We start from the raw sequence: 17651 nt of genomic DNA on the forward strand, positions 1-17651 counted from the left end.
AGTCTTTGCGTTCTGGTTTGCGAGTGCTATAGGGGCGCGAACCCTCAATGAAAACCGATGCTGGCATTCCCAGACCAGTAATAAAGAGGCTGAATATTCATGGCAAAGATCAAGGTTGCAAACCCGGTCGTCGAACTTGACGGCGACGAGATGACCCGCATCATCTGGCAGTATATCAAAGACAAGCTGATCCATCCCTATCTCGACATCGACCTGAAATATTACGATCTGGGCATCGAACATCGCGATGCGACCGACGATCAGGTGACCATCGATGCGGCCAATGCAATCAAGCAGTATGGCGTCGGCGTCAAGTGCGCCACCATCACGCCCGACGAGCAGCGCGTTGAGGAGTTCGGCCTGAAGAAGATGTGGAAGTCGCCCAACGGCACGATCCGCAACATTCTCGGCGGCGTTATCTTCCGCGAACCGATCATTGCCAAGAACGTTCCCCGTCTGGTTCCCGGCTGGACCCAGCCGATCATCGTCGGCCGCCATGCCTTCGGCGATCAGTACCGCGCCACCGATTTCCGGTTCCCCGGCAAGGGCAAGCTGTCGATCAAGTTTGTCGGCGAAGACGGCAAGACCATCGAACACGACGTCTATGATGCGCCAAGCGCCGGCGTTGCCATGGCCATGTACAATCTGGATGATTCCATCCGCGACTTTGCCCGCGCCTCGCTCAACTATGCCTATAACCGCGGCGTCCCCTGCTATCTCTCGACCAAGAACACCATCCTCAAAGCCTATGACGGCCGCTTCAAGGACATTTTCCAGGATGTCTTCGATGCCGAGTTCAAGGACAAGTTCGCCGAGAAGAAGATCACCTATGAGCATCGCCTGATCGATGACATGGTTGCCTCGGCGCTGAAATGGTCCGGCGGCTATGTCTGGGCCTGCAAGAACTATGACGGCGACGTGCAGTCCGACATCGTGGCACAGGGCTTTGGCTCGCTCGGCCTGATGACCTCCGTGCTGATGACGCCGGATGGCCAGACGGTGGAAGCGGAAGCCGCCCACGGCACCGTGACACGCCACTACCGCCAGCACCAGAAGGGCGAGGAAACCTCGACCAACTCCATCGCCTCGATCTTCGCCTGGACGCGTGGCCTTGCCCACCGCGCCAAGCTCGACGGCAACACCGAACTCGACCGCTTTGCCAACACGCTGGAAAAAGTCTGCGTCGATACGGTTGAATCCGGTTACATGACCAAGGATCTGGCGCTGCTGATCGGTCCGGACCAGCCCTGGCTGTCCACCACGGGTTTCCTCGACAAGATCGACGAGAACCTGCGCAAGGCCATGGCTGCCTGATCTGGGGCTGCCTGATCAGGCATCGCCATCAAACAACACAAGCCCCGGTTCGCCGGGGCTTTTCTTTGATCGCCTGGCCTTCCGGCCGGTTCGTTCCTCTCCCCAGCTTTCCCGGCAGGTCCCTCTCCCTGCGGTTTGCCGATCCGGCAGCGCTTGTCACGGGCCCTCCGGTTGGCCGGACTCCTCATCCGATCATCCGGTTATCCCGCAATTTCTTTCGCCGATATCCTGATCAACCGATCTCCTTATCTCCCCGTCCCTCGCCGCCCATCCGCAGAAATCGCCTTCTGTTTACTGCCCCAAGCGATACCGCAAGCCGAGGTTTACGGGGCACTAGTCGTCGTCAATATTCGCGTCCTCTTCGGCAGGCGCCTGCGCTTTTGCCGGTGGCGCCCTGTTTGCGGCCGCGGGCGGCAGCTTCATGCTCGATTTGAGATCCAACACCCGGCGGAAGGCATGGGCCGGAATCCTGCCGACAATTTTCCCGGCCTTGCCCGCCAGTTCGAAGTCGAGCCCCTTCGTGGCGGCGGCCACAAAATCGGCCTCATCCATGGCCACCACGCCGGTTTCCTCGCGTGTGGGCAGGCAAGGCCGAAAGAAACAGGCCGCCCGTCTGCTCACTCCCTTTTCGAACCGCATCTGCCGGCCATAGCTCCAGGCCTGGGAGAGGTGACTTTTGCCCTGGCCGGTATAAAGCGTCTTGAATCCATATCCCACCGTTGTCGAATAGTAGGGCTGCGCGTTCAGCGACATGAACAGATCCAGATAGGCCAGGACATCCGGCCCGAAGGCCGTATCGCTGCGCATATGAACATCCTTGACGACCGTCGAGGTCTGGCAGGAAACAAGCAGCACCGCGGCGAGCAGAAGAGCCAGTATTGTCTTCACGTCAGTTCTCGAAATGAATGGCTAAAAACAGTTTTTGAAAATGCGAAACAAAATTGCGATGCAGCAAAAATACCGGAAAATCAATCTTTTGCCCACCCAGCAATTAGTATGAGCGGGTGGCATTTCCGGCCGCATCACGCTGCGGCCGGAAAGACAATGCTTGGTGTCAGCCGGCGAGCGCGTCGCGCACGGCAGCCACGGCAGCCTCGGCCTTGGAGCCATCGGGACCGCCGGCCTGCGCCATATCGGGGCGGCCGCCGCCGCCGGCACCGCCGAGCGCGGCGGACGCGATCTTGACCAGGTCGACGGCGCTGAACGTGCCGACGAGATCGTCGGTGACGCCGACGACCGCGCTGGCCTTGCCGTCTTCCGACACGCCAATGAACGTCACGATGCCGGAGCCGACGGTCTTCTTGGCATCGTCGGCCAGCGGCTTCAGGTCACGCGGATTGACGCCGGTGACCACCTTGCCGATGAAGCCGACACCATTGACCGTTTCGGACTGCGCGGCGCCATTGCCGGAGCCGCCAAGCGCCAATTGCTTGCGCGCCTCGGTGAGTTCGCGTTCCAGTTTGCGGCGCTCATCCAGCAGCGCCGTCACGCGCGCCAGCGCGTCGGCGGGCGTGGACTTCAACGCACCGGCAATCGCCTTGACCCGGTCGTCCTGTTCTTCGAGGTAGCGGCGCGCGGCTTCGCCGGTCAGCGCCTCCATGCGGCGCACGCCCGCCGCCACGGCGCTTTCCGAGACAATGCGGATCAGGCCGATATCGCCGGTGGCGCGCACATGCGTGCCGCCGCACAATTCCGTCGAATAGCTCTTGCCCGATTTCTCGCCATGCAGCGCCGTTCCCATGGAAACCACGCGCACTTCATCGCCATACTTCTCGCCGAACAGCGCCATGGCGCCTTCCGCGATGGCATCGTCAACCGCCATCAGGCGGGTGCTGACCGGTGCGTTCTGCAGGACGATTTCATTGGCGAGGTCCTCGATGACGGCCAGTTCCTTGTCCGAAATCGGCTTCGGATGGGAAAAATCGAAACGCAGCCGGTCCGGCGCAACGAGCGAGCCCTTCTGCGCGACATGGGTGCCAAGGGTTTCGCGCAGCGCCTCATGCAGCAGGTGCGTCGCCGAATGGTTGGAGCGGATACGCGTGCGGCGCCCGCTGTCGACCGTCAGCTCCACCGGTACATCCAGCTTTACCGTGCCCTTGAGCACCTTGCCCAGATGCACGAACACGCCGTCATTCTTCTTCTGCGTGTCGGTGACAACAACGGTGAAGCCGTCACCGGAAATGATGCCGGTATCGCCCTGCTGGCCGCCGGACTCGGCATAGAACGGCGTCTGGTTGACCACGAGGGCAATGGCCTCGCCTTCCCCGGCGCTGTCCACCTGCGCACCGTCCTGCACCAGCGCGGTGATGACGCCTTCGGCCTTTTCCGTCTCGTAGCCGAGAAATTCGGTGGCGCCGACCTTGTCGCGCACCGCAAACCAGACCGTTTCTGTCGCTGCATCGCCGGAACCGGACCAATGGGCGCGGGCTTCCGCCTTCTGCCGCTCCATGGCCGCCGCAAAAGCATCGGTATCGACAGCGATACCGCGCTGGCGCAGCGCATCCTGGGTGAGATCCAGCGGGAAACCGAAGGTGTCATAGAGCTTGAACGCGGTTTCGCCATCGAGACGATCGCCTTCGCCAAGACCTTCCGTGGCATCGCTCAGCAGGCCGAGGCCGCGGTCCAGCGTCTTGCGGAACCGGGTTTCCTCGAGCTTCAGCGTTTCGGAAATCAGCGATTCAGCGCGGATCAGTTCCGGATAGGCCTGGCCCATCTCGCGGATCAGTGCCGGCAGCAGGCGCCACATCAGAGGCTCCTTGGCACCCAGCAGCTGCGCATGGCGCATGGCGCGGCGCATGATGCGGCGCAGCACGTAGCCGCGGCCTTCATTCGACGGCAGCACGCCATCGGCAATGAGGAAGCTCGACGAACGCAGGTGATCGGCGATCACCCGGTGGCTGGCGCGGAATTTTCCTTCCGCCTTGACGCCGGTCGCATCTTCCGACGCGCGGATAAGCGCCCGGAACAGGTCGATATCGTAATTGTCATGTTCGCCCTGCAGCACCGCCGCCAGGCGCTCCAGCCCCATGCCTGTATCGATCGACGGACGCGGCAACTCGATGCGCTCCTCCTTGGTGATCTGCTCGAACTGCATGAAGACGAGGTTCCAGATCTCGATGAAGCGGTCGCCATCCTCGTTGGCGCTGCCGGGAGGGCCGCCCCAGATGTCTTCGCCATGGTCGTAGAAAATCTCCGAGCATGGGCCGCATGGGCCGGTATCGCCCATCGCCCAGAAATTGTCGCTGGTGGCGATGCGGATGATGCGGTCATCGGACAGACCGGCAATCTTCTTCCAGAATCCGGCAGCCGCATCGTCCGTGTGATAGACGGTGACGAGCAGCTTGTTCCTGTCGAGACCATATTCCTTGGTGATCAGATTCCAGGCCAGGCTGATCGCCTCTTCCTTGAAGTAATCGCCGAAGGAGAAATTGCCGAGCATTTCAAAGAAGGTGTGATGGCGGGCGGTATAGCCGACATTGTCCAGGTCATTGTGCTTGCCGCCGGCGCGCACGCATTTCTGCGATGTCGTGGCCCGGCTGTAGGGCCGCTGCTCCAGACCGGTGAAAACATTCTTGAACTGCACCATGCCGGCATTTGTGAACATCAGCGTCGGGTCGTTGCGCGGCACAAGCGGGCTCGACGCCACGATCTCATGGCCGTTCTTCTTGAAATAGTTCAGAAATGTCGACCGGATTTCGTTGACGCCACTCATGTGCATTGCCTTCTGACTTGTCTCTAACCAAAGCGAAATAGCCCCTTTCTGCAACAAAGGGCGGAACGCAACGCTTGTAGCGATGCGACCGCGGCCTGTCCAGAAAATCCCTGTGATAATAGGCTCCGCTTATGAACAGCACAGTCTTCGAATGCGTGCACTCTCCCTCATGCTGAGCTTGTCGAAGCACGCAGAGCGGTTGTGCGTGCTTCGACAAGCTCAGCATGAGGGAAGTTAGCCCCAATATGAAAGACGGTCTTACAGCGTGAGAGCATTTTAAAAGAAAAACCCGCATCCGGCGGCCGGATACGGGTTTGAATTGCAGACCGGAACGGTCGTCCTGGGAGATCAGCCTTCTGCGGCCTCGGGTCCGTCATTGTCCTCGACATCGTCCGGGCCCTTGTCCAGCATCTGCTCGGCAATCAGACCGGCATTCTGGCGCAGGACCAGCTCAATCTCATTGGCGACTTCGGGATTGTCCTTGAGGAAGAGTTTTGCGTTGTCGCGGCCCTGCCCCAGACGCTGGGAATTGTAGGAGAACCACGAACCCGACTTTTCAACGATACCAGCCTTGACGCCGAGATCGACCAGTTCGCCGGTCTTGGATACGCCTTCGCCATACATGATGTCGAATTCGACCTGCTTGAAGGGGGGCGCAAGCTTGTTCTTGACCACCTTGACGCGGGTCTGGTTGCCGACCACCTCGTCACGTTCCTTCAGCGCACCGATGCGGCGGATATCGAGACGCACCGAAGCATAGAATTTCAGCGCATTGCCGCCCGTCGTGGTTTCAGGCGAACCGAACATCACGCCGATCTTCATGCGGATCTGGTTGATGAAGATAACCATGCAATTGGAGCGGGAAATGGATGCGGTCAGCTTGCGCAGTGCCTGGCTCATCAAGCGGGCCTGCAGGCCGGGGAGAGAATCGCCCATCTCGCCTTCGATTTCCGCACGCGGGGTCAAAGCGGCAACGGAATCGACCACCAGAACATCGATCGCACCGGAACGCACCAGCGTGTCGGTGATCTCCAGCGCCTGCTCGCCCGTATCGGGCTGCGAGATCAGAAGATTCTCCAGATCCACGCCCAGCTTGCGGGCATAGACCGGGTCCAGCGCATGTTCCGCATCGACAAAGGCGCAGATACCGCCCTTCTTCTGGGCTTCCGCAATCGTATGCAGCGCCAAGGTTGTCTTACCCGAGCTTTCCGGCCCGTAAATCTCGACAATGCGGCCTTTCGGCAGACCGCCAACGCCAAGGGCTATATCCAGGGAAAGCGACCCGGTCGAAACCGTCTCGATTTCCACAACCTGCTCATTGCGTCCAAGCCGCATGATCGAACCCTTACCAAAGGCTCTCTCGATCTGTGACAATGCCGCATCCAGCGCTTTCGTTTTATCCACCGAATTACCCTCAACTAACCGCAAAGAATTTTGAGCCATGTTACACCACCCCTGTGCTATCCATGAAGCCCGGATGCTCCGGCCTTTGAAGATATTTGTATCTGTTTTGTTCTCATTTGGCAATATGCACAAGCCATTGAAAAACAATGATAACACAAAAATGTTCTTAAAATGTTCCGAAAGTTGGCTGCCTGCGCTTGTCCACATGTTCCTCATGTTCGGGCCGCATGAACGGGAAAACCGCGCCCGGCAAATTCGAATCGTTGCGGCGATTGCGTCAGGGCAGCAGGCCATCTAGAGAAGGAAAGGACCAAGTGTCTTGCAACCGATAATTTTGTTCAGCAAAAGCCACCAACCATGACTCAGGATTACACACCGCTGCTGTTTGCTGTCGGCGGCGCCCATATGGACCGGCGCGGCCAGAGCAGCGTTCCCTTCATTCCCGGCGCGTCCAACCCCGGCATCATGCGCGAAGAGCCCGGCGGCGGCGTGTTCAATGCATTGCGCCTTGCCGTGCGGCGCGGTGTACGGGCAGAAATGCTGTCGGTGCGCGGCGGCGACCGGGTTGGCGATGTCATCAGCGCCGCCTTTGAGGCCGCCGGAATCAAGGACAGTTCCGCCGTGTTCATCGACCGGGCAACCCCGAGCTATACGGCGATCCTCGATGAACAGGGCGATGTGGTTGCGGCCATTGCCGACATGGCGCTGTATGAACTCGCCCTGCCCCGGCAGCTCAGGCGGCGCAAGGTGCGCGATTCCATCGATGCCGCCGATGCGGTTTTCGGCGATGCCAATCTGCCGTCGGAAGCGCTGCAGAAACTGGCCGAGCTTGCCGGCGGCAAACCGCTCTATGCGCTGGCGATTTCCCCGGCCAAGGCAGTGCGGTTGCGGCCGGTTCTCGGCGATCTCGCTTGCCTGTTCCTCAACCGGCGTGAAGCCTTTGCGCTGACGGGACTGGGCGCCGATGCCAGCCTGCCCGATCTGCACCGCGCCCTGACGGCAGAGGGTCTGCACACTGCCGTTGTCAGCAATGGCGGGCAGGCTGCGCTGGTCTATTCCAGCGGCGGTGCATTCTCCCTGCTTCCGCCCGCGCTGACCGGTATCGCCGATGTGACCGGCGCGGGTGATGCGCTGGCCGGCGGCACCATATCGGCGCTGATGCGCGGCCTTCCCCTCGCGCAAGCCGTGCGCGAAGGCTTTGCCGCCTCGGCGCTGACACTGCAAACCCATTCGGCAACGCCGATCTTCACATCCAGGATTTTCGACGCGGCCCTCGCGACCATACCGGAGGCCATCCCGCTCGCATGAGCCAACGGCCTGATACGACAAAGGAAAGAACCATGACTACAACAGCCCTCAACCCGTTCACCGACATTGCACCGGAGGTGCAGAAAGCACTTGCCGCCGGGCAGCCGGTGGTGGCGCTGGAAAGCACGATCATCACCCACGGCATGCCCTACCCGGACAACAGCCGCATGGCCGCCGATGTCGAGACGATCATCCGCGATGGCGGCGCAGTCCCGGCAACCATCGCCATTATCGATGGCCGCCTGAAGATCGGCATTTCGGCCGAAGAACGTGAGGCGCTGGCGCAGGTCAAGGGCGCCATGAAGCTGTCGCGCGCCGATCTGGCGTTTGCGCTGTCGGAAGGCCGCACCGGCGGCACCACCGTTGCCGCCACCATGCTGGCCGCACACATGGCCGGGATCAAGGTGTTTGCCACGGGCGGCATCGGCGGCGTGCACATGGGCGCGGAGACCAGTTTCGACATATCGGCCGATCTGGAAGAATTGGGCCGCACCCCGGTAATCGTCGTCTCGGCGGGCGCCAAGGCGATTCTGGATATTGAAAAGACGCTGGAAGTGCTTGAAACCAAAGGCGTACCCGTTGTGGTGCATGGAGCGGATGTTCTGCCGGCCTTCTGGTCGCGCCAGTCGCATCTCAAGGCCCCCTTGCGTCTCGACACGCCGGAAGCCATCGCCAGGTTCCAGGCGACGCGCAGCGCCATCGGCGTCAACGGCGGCATGCTGATCGCCAACCCGATTCCGCTGGAAAGCGAAATTCCGGCCGACATCATGGGCGGATACATCCGTGAAGCCCTGTCGCGCGCCACAAAAAATGGCATCACGGGCAAGGCCGTAACGCCATATCTTCTTTCGGAAATTCTCGACATCACCAAGGGCGAAAGCCTGAAGGCGAATATCGCCCTGGTGGAAAACAATGCACGCCTTGCAGCGCGCATTGCTGTCGCCCTGACACTGGTCAGGTAAGCGGCGAAATCTGCAGTTCGACGCGGCGATTCTGCGACCGGCCGGCTTCCGAATTGTTGGAAGCAATCGGCCGGTCCATGCCCAAGCCGCGAACGGAGAAACGCCGATTGTCGATGCCCTGCTGGGTCAGGTAGTTCGAAACGGACAGCGCGCGGCGCTCGGACAGAAGCTGATTGTACTGCTGGCCGCCGACATTGTCCGTATGGCCATAGACGTCGATGATGCTGCGGTCGAACTTGCGCAGCACCACTGCAACCGAATTCAGCGTTGCAAAGAACTGCGGCTTCACCGCATCCTGATCGGTAGCGAAGGTGATGTTCGACGGCATGTTCAGGATGATCTGGTCGCCGTTACGGGTCACCGATACGCCCGTGCCCTGCAGCTGGGCCCGAAGTTCCGATTCCTGGCGGTCCATGTAATTGCCGACAGCACCGCCGGCCAATGCGCCGATACCGGCACCGATCAGCGCCGCGTTGCGGCCGGATTTGCCACCGCCGCCAACGGCGAGACCACCCAGCGCACCAACCGCTGCGCCAATTGCCGCGCCACCGGCCGTATTCGATATTTTTTGCTCGCCGGTATAGGGATCGGTGGTGGTGCAACCGGCCAAAAACGTCGCGGCAAGACAGCCGATGGCAAACTTCTTGATCATGGAATCAGGTCCCCGTTGGAAATGTTGCGAAATATAGCATCGAATACGGCAAAATATGGAAAGCAAACGGCTAAATCAGCCGTAGCCGCGCCATGGCCAGAGCATCGACAAACCGCCCGTTCTTGAAGGCATAATCCCGGTGCACGCCTTCCCGCTCGAAGCCGCATTTTTCGTAGAGACCGATGGCTTTGACGTTGTCGGCATGGACCGTCAATTCCAGGCGCCGGATGTTGAGCCAGTTGTCCGCCGCATCGATCAGGGCAAGCAGCAGCGCCTTGCCTATGCCGCGCCCGGTGAAATCGTCATGCACGCCGAGCCCGAGATGCGCCGTATGGGCCCGCCTGCCATCGGAGCGATGCAAGCCCGCGTGGCCAACGATCTGCTGATCGATCTCGGCAACGATGCTTGTCGTCCCCGCGCCCAGACTTTCGAGCCATTTGCGGGTCTGCTCCGCACTTTGAAAGGGCAAACGCAGCGTACCGGCACGAAAACCGGGTAAATTGGTCAATGCGTTGATCTGTTCAAAATCGGCGACACGCGCCGCCCGGATCGAGAATGCGCTATCGTGGGGTGGTGATAAAGGTTGGTCTTGCATCTTGCTCTCCGTTTGTTCGAGGAGAGCGAAGGTCAGACCCTGCTCGCCTCGTGGCAGGGTCTGGTGAAAGATCGCGTCGACGTCAGCGCAACAGCTCTCCACCACCCCTGGAAAGGAGTGCGGTGTACAGCATCACGATATTCGAACGACGGATCATGCCGCCATCTTTCACCACAATATCAGTGATTTCAAGAGAGTTTCTGATTCAAAATCTGATCCCGGTTCAAAAAATTTGACGGATATGCCGGGCGGAATTCATTTGCGCCGCCGGTCTTATTCCAACATGCTCCGCCGCACCCAAACGACATCGACAGGATTTCGCATGACTGAGACCTCACAATCACCCGTAGCAATCATCACCGGCGGCGGACGCGGCATGGGTGCAGGCATAGCGCGCGAGCTGCACGCCAGAGGCTACCGGCTCGGCCTGATGTCGCCATCCGGCAGCGCCATCGAGCTGGCAGCGGAATTGGGTGCAATCGGCATCAAGGGTTCGGCTGGAGAAGCCAAGGATCTGGAAACGCTCGTCGCCAAGACAGCGGAAGCCTATGGGCGCATCGACGCCGTGGTCAACCACACCGGCCATCCGCCGAAGGGTGACCTCATCGACATCACCGACGAGAAATGGGCGCTTGGCAATGATCTGATGGTGCTGAGCGTCGTGCGCATGGCGCGGCTCGTCACACCCTATATGCTGAAGCAGGGCAAAGGCGCCTGGGTGAACATCACCACCTTCGCCGCTTTCGAGCCCAGCCTCGTCTTCCCGGTGTCCTGCGCCTATCGCGCCGCCGTCGGCGCCTATACAAAACTCTACGCGGATCGCTACGCCGCCGACAATATCCGCATGAATGCGGTGCTTCCCGGCTTTATCGACAGTCTCGATCACAAGCCGGGCACCGAGAGCGGCATTCCGATGAAACGCGTCGGCACCATGAACGAGATCGCCAAGACAACCGCGTTCCTGCTGTCGGACGATGCGGGCTACATCACGGGGCAGAACATTCGCGTGGATGGCGGGATCACCAAACACGTCTAGACAGCGTTAAGGGCAGCACATCGAAGGCTGCCCTGCCATATGGTGCGTGGTTCGACAAGCTCACCATGAGGGATGGAGTAGGTTGCAGGGAGCTAATCCTGCAATGTTTCCTAGTAGCCTTGCAGCCAAACCACTTCCCTCATGGTGAGCTTGTCGAACCACGCACCTCTTAATCCCGATCTACACCAGGTTGACGCCGAGGGCTTCACGCAGATGCCGCTGGCCGTTCGGCGTCACGGATACGGCGCGCGTACCGTCGACGCGCCGGATCCACCCCTTGTCGAAGCAGTGGCTGCACAATGCGGCGCCCATTGCACCGGCCAGATGCGGGCGCCGCTCGCTCCAGTCGAGACAGGGGCGGCACAGGACGCGGCCCTTCTTCTGATGGATCGCACCGATATCCATGCCCAGCCTGTCGAAAAGCGACAGGCCGCTATCCGTCAGTTCACCCGCATCGAGCCCGAGTTCCAGATGCCCGGCCCCGACGAGCGCATCGGTGATCGACACACCGAGCTTTCCCGCCAGATGGTCATAGCAGGTGCGCCCGGCCCGCAATGCGGCGTCGCGCGGCCCGGTGCGCACGGTCTTGCTGGGCGTGCCGGGTGTTGCAATCTGCATGATGCTTTCGATCATCTGTGCAACCGCTGGTGATGCCAGCCGGTGATAGCGGTGCCTGCCCTGCTTTTCCACCTGCAGAAGCCCGGCCTCCGTCATGCGCGTGAGATGGCTGCTGGCCGTCTGCGCGGTGATGCCGGCGAGCTGCGCCAGTTCGCCCGCGGTCAGCGCGCGTCCATCCATCAGGCCCGTGAGCATGCTGGCGCGGCCGGGATCTCCGGCCAGCGCGGCGATTTCGGCAAATCTGGCAGTGTTCGACATGGCATTCTTCCGTGGCTGTTTCCGGGCCGATACTGGCCTATCCACGGCAAGAATGCTTCGAAAACGCTCGAAGTATCAAGTGCGTCCTCTATTCGCTTTCCAGCATTTCCTTGACCGACGTCGCCAGCTGCTTCAGCGAGAAGGGTTTTGGCAGGAAGCCGAATTTGGCATCTTCCGGCAGGTTGCGGGCAAAGGCGTCTTCCGCATAACCGGAAACGAAGATGAACTTGATATCCCCGTATTCCTTGCGCAGTTCGCGCAGCAGCGTCGGGCCGTCCATCTCCGGCATCACCACGTCGGACACGATGATATCGACCTTGCCGCCCAGTTCCTTCATCACTTCAAGCGCTTCGACACCGCTGGACGCCTCGTGCACGGTATAGCCGCGGGACTGCAGGGCCCGGACACCGCCCATGCGCACCGCATCCTCGTCCTCGACCAGGAGAACCGTTGCGGAGCCGGAAAGATCGGTGGCCTTCTCGACCTTCTTTTCCTTCTTCGGCGCTTCAACCGCAATCACTTCACCCGCCGCGTTGAGGACCGGAGCCTCCACATGGCGCGGCAGGAAGATGCGGAATGTGGTGCCCTTGCCGAGCTCGGACTCGCAATGGATCGAACCGCCGGTCTGCTTGATGATGCCGTAGACCATGGAAAGTCCGAGACCGGTGCCCTTGCCGACTTCCTTGGTGGTGAAGAACGGTTCGAAAATCTTCTCGATGACCTCGGGCGGCATGCCCGTGCCGCTGTCCTGCACCTCGACCAGGACATAGTCGCCCGGCAGGAGATCGCGGTAGTTCAGCGCCGCGCTTTCGCTCTCGCCGATATTGCGGGTGCGGATGGTCAGATCGCCGCCTTCCGGCATGGCATCGCGCGCATTGACAGTCAGATTGACCACCACCTGCTCGAACTGGCCGAGATCGGCGCGCACCGGCCACAGGTCGCGGCCATGCTCGATCTTGAGGTTGACCTGCGTCCCCGCAAGCCGTGTCAGCAGCATGCGCACATCAGCGATGACATCGGTGAGGTCAAGCACTTCCGGACGCAGGGTCTGGCGCCGCGAGAATGCCAGGAGCTGCCGCACCAGCGATGCCGCGCGGTTGGCGTTCTGCTTGATGTTCATGATGTCGGCAAAGGACGGATCGGACGCCCGGTGATTGGTGAGCAGCAGATCGGACGACATGATGATTGCCGTCAGCACATTGTTGAAGTCGTGGGCGATACCGCCCGCGAGCTGGCCGACGGCCTGCATCTTCTGGCTCTGCGCCATGGTGGCTTCCAGCGCCTTTTGCTCCGTGGTTTCCACGACGGAAACGATGGCAGCCTCCTCGGCGCCCTCTTCCGAGCCGGCATCGAAGACCGGACTGATATAGAAGCGGAGATGGCGCTCCTCATGCCCGGGAATGACCGTATCCACCGGCGAAATCTCCGCCTTGCCGGCAAAGGCAGCGGCCAGCGCCCGATCGAAAGCTTCTCTGTCGCGCTCATGCACGACGGTTTCGAGCGGCGCACGCCGGTCGATGGCATCGCGGTCCACCACGGGCGAGAACAGGCCGAGGAACCGCGCATTGGTGCGCAAAATCTTGCCGGACGCATCGACGGCGGCAATCGCCATGGACGCCGAATTGAAGAAGCGGGTGAACCGCACTTCCGCGGCGCGCAGGGCGGCGGAATTGTCCTCGCCCTCTGCGCGGTTGAGCACGATTGTGCGGGTCGGGCCGCGCTTGCCGTCGCGCTGCGCCTGCACACGGTGATAGAAGCGCACGGCGAGGCTCTGGCCGTTCGCCTTGGCCAGATCGAGATCGATCACCGTGTTGCGGCTGGTACCCGGTTCTGTCTTCACCGCATTGATCAGCGCCATGCCGTTGCCCGCGACGATATCGCGGACCGTCATGGAACCCGGCGTGAACTTGGTCAGGTCAATCCCGAGCCATTCGGCCAGTGTCGCATTGATATAGGTGATGCGCCCGTCAGGGTCGGCGGAGAAGAACCCGGCCGGGGCATGGTCGAGGTGATCGATAGCCTCCTGAATATCCTGGAAATAGCGCTCCTGCTCGGCGCGCTCGGCGGAAATATCGGCAATCTGCCACGCAAAAACCGGCGCTGTCTGACCGGGAATACCCGCAACGGCACGAGCCTTGACGCGATACCAGGTCGGTATCGGCGCGCGCGCGGGGTCGAGCGGCCGCGACAGGCGCAGCTCCTCCTGGCCGGAAATACCGTCCCGCACCGCATTGGCCAGCCGGTAGATCGGATCGGAAGCGGCGCTTTCACTGGAAAGTATGTGCTCTATCGCCCGGACATCGCTGGAATTGGTCACGCCCGTCAGCTGGGCATAGGCGCGGTTGGCGTAGACGATACGGCCCTTCTGATCGGTGACAACCGTGCCCTCGGGAAACGTATCGACAAAGGCGCGCGTCAGTTCATCGCTGGTGCCGCGCGGTGTGAACTGGATGACATTGATGGCCGAACCGAAGAGATAGAACACGCCGGTCATGGCCAGCGTGCCGAGCAGTCCGAGCAGGAACTGCTGCCCCAGCTGGTCGCGGTAGATGAAATAAAGGATGGAAACGCCGACCAGCACGATGCCGAGAATGACAAGACGCAAGGCCGCCTTGATCGACTTTGTGTTGGCAATGATCGGTTCTGGATAAAGATCGTTGTTCGTCTCTTGAGACATCCGTCTCAAACCCCTTCTTTTCATCGCGGAAGCTGCCCAGGCAGGCCACAATATTTTGAACCGGCTGAGGTCCGTATGACCAATGCTGGTTCCGAATCGTTTGGATCATATCTTTGATGCCGTATAAACCCCAAGCGTGCAGAACCAGCCATTATTCCACGGTTTCGCACGGCAATTGCGGCACAAGATCGGCGGGACCAGCCGATAGCCACAGGCCAGACGATGCGTCAGGGTTGCAGCAGGCAAAGGCTCGCACTAGTGTCACACAGATTATTGCTCCGGGTTCCATGTCGGGGGACGTGCGTTTTGGCCCGGAGAATGTATAGGAGAGTTCGTCATGCATAATTGGCTGGTCGCTGTCGTCGGCGAAACCGCTGCCCCGATTGTCGGGTTCATCCTTCTTTTCGCACTGGTCATTGTCCTTCTGCTGCTCGTCTTTGCCGTTCTGCGGCGCGTCACCGGCGGAACCTTCGTCGCCGGCGGGCGCAACCGTCAGGTCCGCCTGTCGGTGACCGATGCCGCTGCTGTCGATAATCGCCGCCGCCTGGTTCTGGTGCGGCGCGACGACGTGGAACATCTGATCCTGATCGGCGGTCCCAGCGATTTGGTGATCGAGCAGAATATCCGTCAGTTTGCCAAGCCGCAGTCCCGCGTCGAACCCGCGGCCACCATCGCTCCGGCGGATGCCGAGCCGAAAGCCGAGGCGCGGCCGGTTGAGGCACCCCGCCCGCAGCCCGTGGCTCCGGCGCGCGTTTCACCGCCCGTCACTCCGGTCAGCCGGCCCGCAGCGCCGGTGCAGCCCGCAACACCGCCCGCGCCGGTTCGTCCGGCCGCTCCGGTTCAAGCGGCGGCTCCGCAACGCGAAATGGTGCAGCCCGAACCACAGCGCCCCATCACGGCAGCAACGCCGCTGCCGCCCGTTCCACCCATGGCGCCCATTCCTCCGATCGCCAGTGCGCCCGATGCCGTATCGCCACCCCCCGCCGCACAGCAGCCTGCCGGGACACCCCATATCGAGGCGCCGCATAGGGACAATGGCTGGCAGCGGACGGCCTCGCCGTCCTTTGGTGCAAGCCAGCGCAGTGAACCGCACATCGATGCCCTGCCCCATTTTGATGAGACACATCCGGAAACCAAGACGCCCGTGGAAACCAGAACCACCACGGCGGCGGCGTTCCCCTTCGCCGTGCAGAGTGAAGGCGTGAGGTCCATCCACGAAGATTCGTCGCTGGAAATTCTCGGGCCGGCCAAGGCTAAGGAACCGGACATCAATCTGGCGGACCTTGATTTCGGCGATGCGTTCGAGTCGGATCTCGAAGGCGAACTCCACATCACGCCCGATGAGGAAGTGCGCAAGGAGACCGGCAGCATCGAGGACGAAATGGAGCGCCTGCTCGGCGATCTGTCCAGGCCGGAAAAGCGTTAGTCTTCAAAGCGGCTTCTCCAATAAAAAAGCCCGGAACGATCCGGGCTTTTTTATTGGTTCATCAAGGTCGCATCAATCGTCGCGGTAGACTTTCTCGCGTCGTTCGTGACGTTCCTGCGCCTCGATGGAAAGTGTAGCTATCGGCCGTGCATCCAGACGCTTCAAGCTGATCGGATCACCGGTCTCCTCGCAAAACCCGTATGTTCCGTCATCAATGCGCTGCAAGGCTGCATCGATCTTTGAGATCAGTTTGCGCTGCCGGTCACGCGCCCGCAACTCGATCGCACGGTCCGTTTCGGACGATGCACGATCAGCGATATCTGGCAGGTTCGCATTTTCCTGCTGCAGGATCTCAAGCGTTTCACGCGCCTCCCGCAGAATGTCGTTCTTCCAGTTGATTAGTTTTTCACGAAAATAGGATTTCTGCCGATCACTCATGAAAGGCTCGTCATCCGTGGGCTTATAGTCAAGATCGATAAGTTTATTCATCTTTGAATCACCCTGCACCTATGAGACGCGAGGAGGCCTATATAGGTCGTGTCACAAAGCCGCACAACTGCAAAACGACAGGCTGTTAAGGGATTCGAACAAAGCGATTTTGCTTAAATAATCGGCAAACAATCCGCCAAATGCGGGCCATCTCGACATAAAATGCGATATTCCAGTCGAAAATACGGCAAAATACCGGTTTTGGCCGCCAGTATCCGCTGGCGCTGTTTAACCAATGCCTCGCAGAAATGCAGGCCGTCCATAAATAGGACAGGCCGGTTTTGCACAATTATTTGAGAATTGCCTCATTTGCCGCGGAGGTTTATCCATTCATTGTGTCCTAAAAGAACCAAAACACTGTGGGGTTAAGGGTCCAGACCCATTAATCTGATCGAAAGGGCGCCTGAAACGGCAAGAAGATGCGAGGAGAGGCGTGAAGGGCGGGGCCTTTCCCCCGACCGAGCGGCTCGACACTGCAGCTTGCAGCCGTTTCGGCGTCCGGAGGATATGGTCTTTTCGCCCGGCTACATCGTCGCAAAGGCTTGAAAATGAACCACATTGCCATCGCCTTTGCTCCTTGTATCCGAACGAAAAGCCTCATACCATTTCGACCAGATTAACGGGTCCGGACCCTAAAGATGAGCCAGGTCTATTTACTCCGCCATGCCAAAGCAGTCTGGCCATCTCCCGGGCAAAAAGACTTTGACCGGACGTTGGACTCGGTTGGGATTCAATCGGCAACCGTTCTGGGCGAAGAGATGAAGCGGTTCGGGCTGCGGCCGGACATCGTCCTCTGCTCGACCGCCGTTCGGGCGAGGCAGACACTGGAGCATATCGCCCTGCAACCTTCCTTCATTCTGGAAGATCTGGAAAAACTCTATTCCGGCAGCGCCGACAACTATCTGACAGCCATCCGCATGGCGGGGCTTGAGCATGAAGATGCCCATTCCGTGATGCTGGTCGGCCATAATCCGATGATGGAGGATGTGGCCATTGCCCTTGCCGGGCGCGGCGATCCGCCCGCTCACCCCACCTTCGCAGCCGGTTTTCCCACGGCGGGGCTCGCCGTCATTGATTTTGCCGCTCCCCTGGCGGAAATCCGCCATGGAACCGGGACGCTGAGCACGTTCCTGTCGCCGTCCGAGCACCTCTGAAAAAAGCCAACGTCTTGTCATTAGACGTGTCACCCCTATATCCGGG

At 60.4% G+C, this 17651-nt stretch carries 14 protein-coding genes; 6 read left to right on the forward strand and 8 right to left on the reverse strand.

The annotated features are described in order from the left end of the window. Positions 1-99: 99 nt before the first annotated feature. A complete protein-coding gene (locus ACZ5FP_RS14585; RefSeq protein WP_223612958.1) occupies positions 100-1314 on the forward strand; it encodes an NADP-dependent isocitrate dehydrogenase in 1215 nt (404 codons plus the stop codon). Positions 1315-1647: 333 nt separating this feature from the next. Here the strand turns inward: ACZ5FP_RS14585 and ACZ5FP_RS14590 are convergent, their stop codons facing one another. From ACZ5FP_RS14590 to recA, 3 genes are all read right to left on the reverse strand, one after another. Then, positions 1648-2202, reverse strand: a complete 555-nt coding sequence (locus tag ACZ5FP_RS14590; protein WP_464660979.1) for a hypothetical protein — start codon at positions 2200-2202, stop codon at positions 1648-1650. Between the two features lie 166 nt (positions 2203-2368). Continuing rightward, complete coding sequence (gene alaS / locus ACZ5FP_RS14595; RefSeq protein ID WP_464660980.1) at positions 2369-5026, reverse strand: alanine--tRNA ligase; 2658 nt, start codon at positions 5024-5026, stop codon at positions 2369-2371. A gap of 348 nt (positions 5027-5374) precedes the next feature. Continuing rightward, entirely contained in the window at positions 5375-6469 is a 1095-nt protein-coding gene (gene recA / locus ACZ5FP_RS14600; RefSeq protein WP_182549139.1) for a recombinase RecA, read from the reverse strand. Between the two features lie 318 nt (positions 6470-6787). On the opposite strand from recA, the gene ACZ5FP_RS14605 reads away from it, so the two are divergent. Beyond that, positions 6788-7738: a carbohydrate kinase family protein gene (locus ACZ5FP_RS14605; protein WP_464660981.1), complete on the forward strand. Its 951-nt coding sequence runs from the start codon at positions 6788-6790 to the stop codon at positions 7736-7738. A gap of 32 nt (positions 7739-7770) precedes the next feature. Beyond that, on the forward strand, positions 7771-8700 hold the full coding sequence (locus ACZ5FP_RS14610) for a pseudouridine-5'-phosphate glycosidase (RefSeq protein ID WP_223612954.1): 930 nt from the start codon (positions 7771-7773) through the stop codon (positions 8698-8700). On the opposite strand, the gene ACZ5FP_RS14615 is transcribed toward ACZ5FP_RS14610, so the two are convergent. Continuing rightward, positions 8693-9352: a YiaD family glycine zipper/OmpA-like lipoprotein gene (locus ACZ5FP_RS14615; RefSeq protein WP_403176163.1), complete on the reverse strand. Its 660-nt coding sequence runs from the start codon at positions 9350-9352 to the stop codon at positions 8693-8695. The two genes, ACZ5FP_RS14610 and ACZ5FP_RS14615, sit on opposite strands and share 8 nt — an antisense overlap. Positions 9353-9422: 70 nt before the next feature. After that, positions 9423-9947 carry a GNAT family N-acetyltransferase gene (locus ACZ5FP_RS14620; protein ID WP_464660983.1) on the reverse strand — a complete coding sequence of 175 codons (525 nt, stop codon included), beginning with the start codon at positions 9945-9947 and terminating at the stop codon, positions 9423-9425. A 322-nt stretch (positions 9948-10269) separates the two neighbouring features. Here ACZ5FP_RS14620 and ACZ5FP_RS14625 point away from each other — a divergent pair, with 322 nt between their 5' ends. Next, the gene (locus tag ACZ5FP_RS14625) at positions 10270-10983 is read left to right on the forward strand and encodes an SDR family oxidoreductase (protein ID WP_223612951.1); all 714 of its coding nucleotides are present in this window, start codon (positions 10270-10272) and stop codon (positions 10981-10983) included. A gap of 180 nt (positions 10984-11163) precedes the next feature. Here ACZ5FP_RS14625 and ACZ5FP_RS14630 read toward each other — a convergent pair whose 3' ends face one another. Beyond that, on the reverse strand, positions 11164-11859 hold the full coding sequence (locus tag ACZ5FP_RS14630; RefSeq protein ID WP_464660986.1) for an ArsR/SmtB family transcription factor: 696 nt from the start codon (positions 11857-11859) through the stop codon (positions 11164-11166). 88 nt (positions 11860-11947) lie between these two features. Then, entirely contained in the window at positions 11948-14536 is a 2589-nt protein-coding gene (gene cckA / locus ACZ5FP_RS14635) for a cell cycle histidine kinase CckA (protein WP_464660988.1), read from the reverse strand. Positions 14537-14873: 337 nt separating this feature from the next. Between cckA and ACZ5FP_RS14640 the strand changes: the two genes are divergently transcribed. Beyond that, entirely contained in the window at positions 14874-15962 is a 1089-nt protein-coding gene (locus tag ACZ5FP_RS14640) for a hypothetical protein (RefSeq protein ID WP_464660990.1), read from the forward strand. Positions 15963-16034: 72 nt separating this feature from the next. On the opposite strand, the gene dksA is transcribed toward ACZ5FP_RS14640, so the two are convergent. After that, positions 16035-16451, reverse strand: coding sequence for an RNA polymerase-binding protein DksA (dksA, locus tag ACZ5FP_RS14645; RefSeq protein WP_091877580.1), 417 nt, complete (start codon positions 16449-16451; stop codon positions 16035-16037). Between the two features lie 638 nt (positions 16452-17089). On the opposite strand from dksA, the gene ACZ5FP_RS14650 reads away from it, so the two are divergent. Further along, positions 17090-17605 carry a SixA phosphatase family protein gene (locus ACZ5FP_RS14650; RefSeq protein WP_464660992.1) on the forward strand — a complete coding sequence of 172 codons (516 nt, stop codon included), beginning with the start codon at positions 17090-17092 and terminating at the stop codon, positions 17603-17605. Positions 17606-17651: the final 46 nt, after the last annotated feature.

This window comes from Phyllobacterium sp. T2-21 (genome assembly GCF_055378485.1).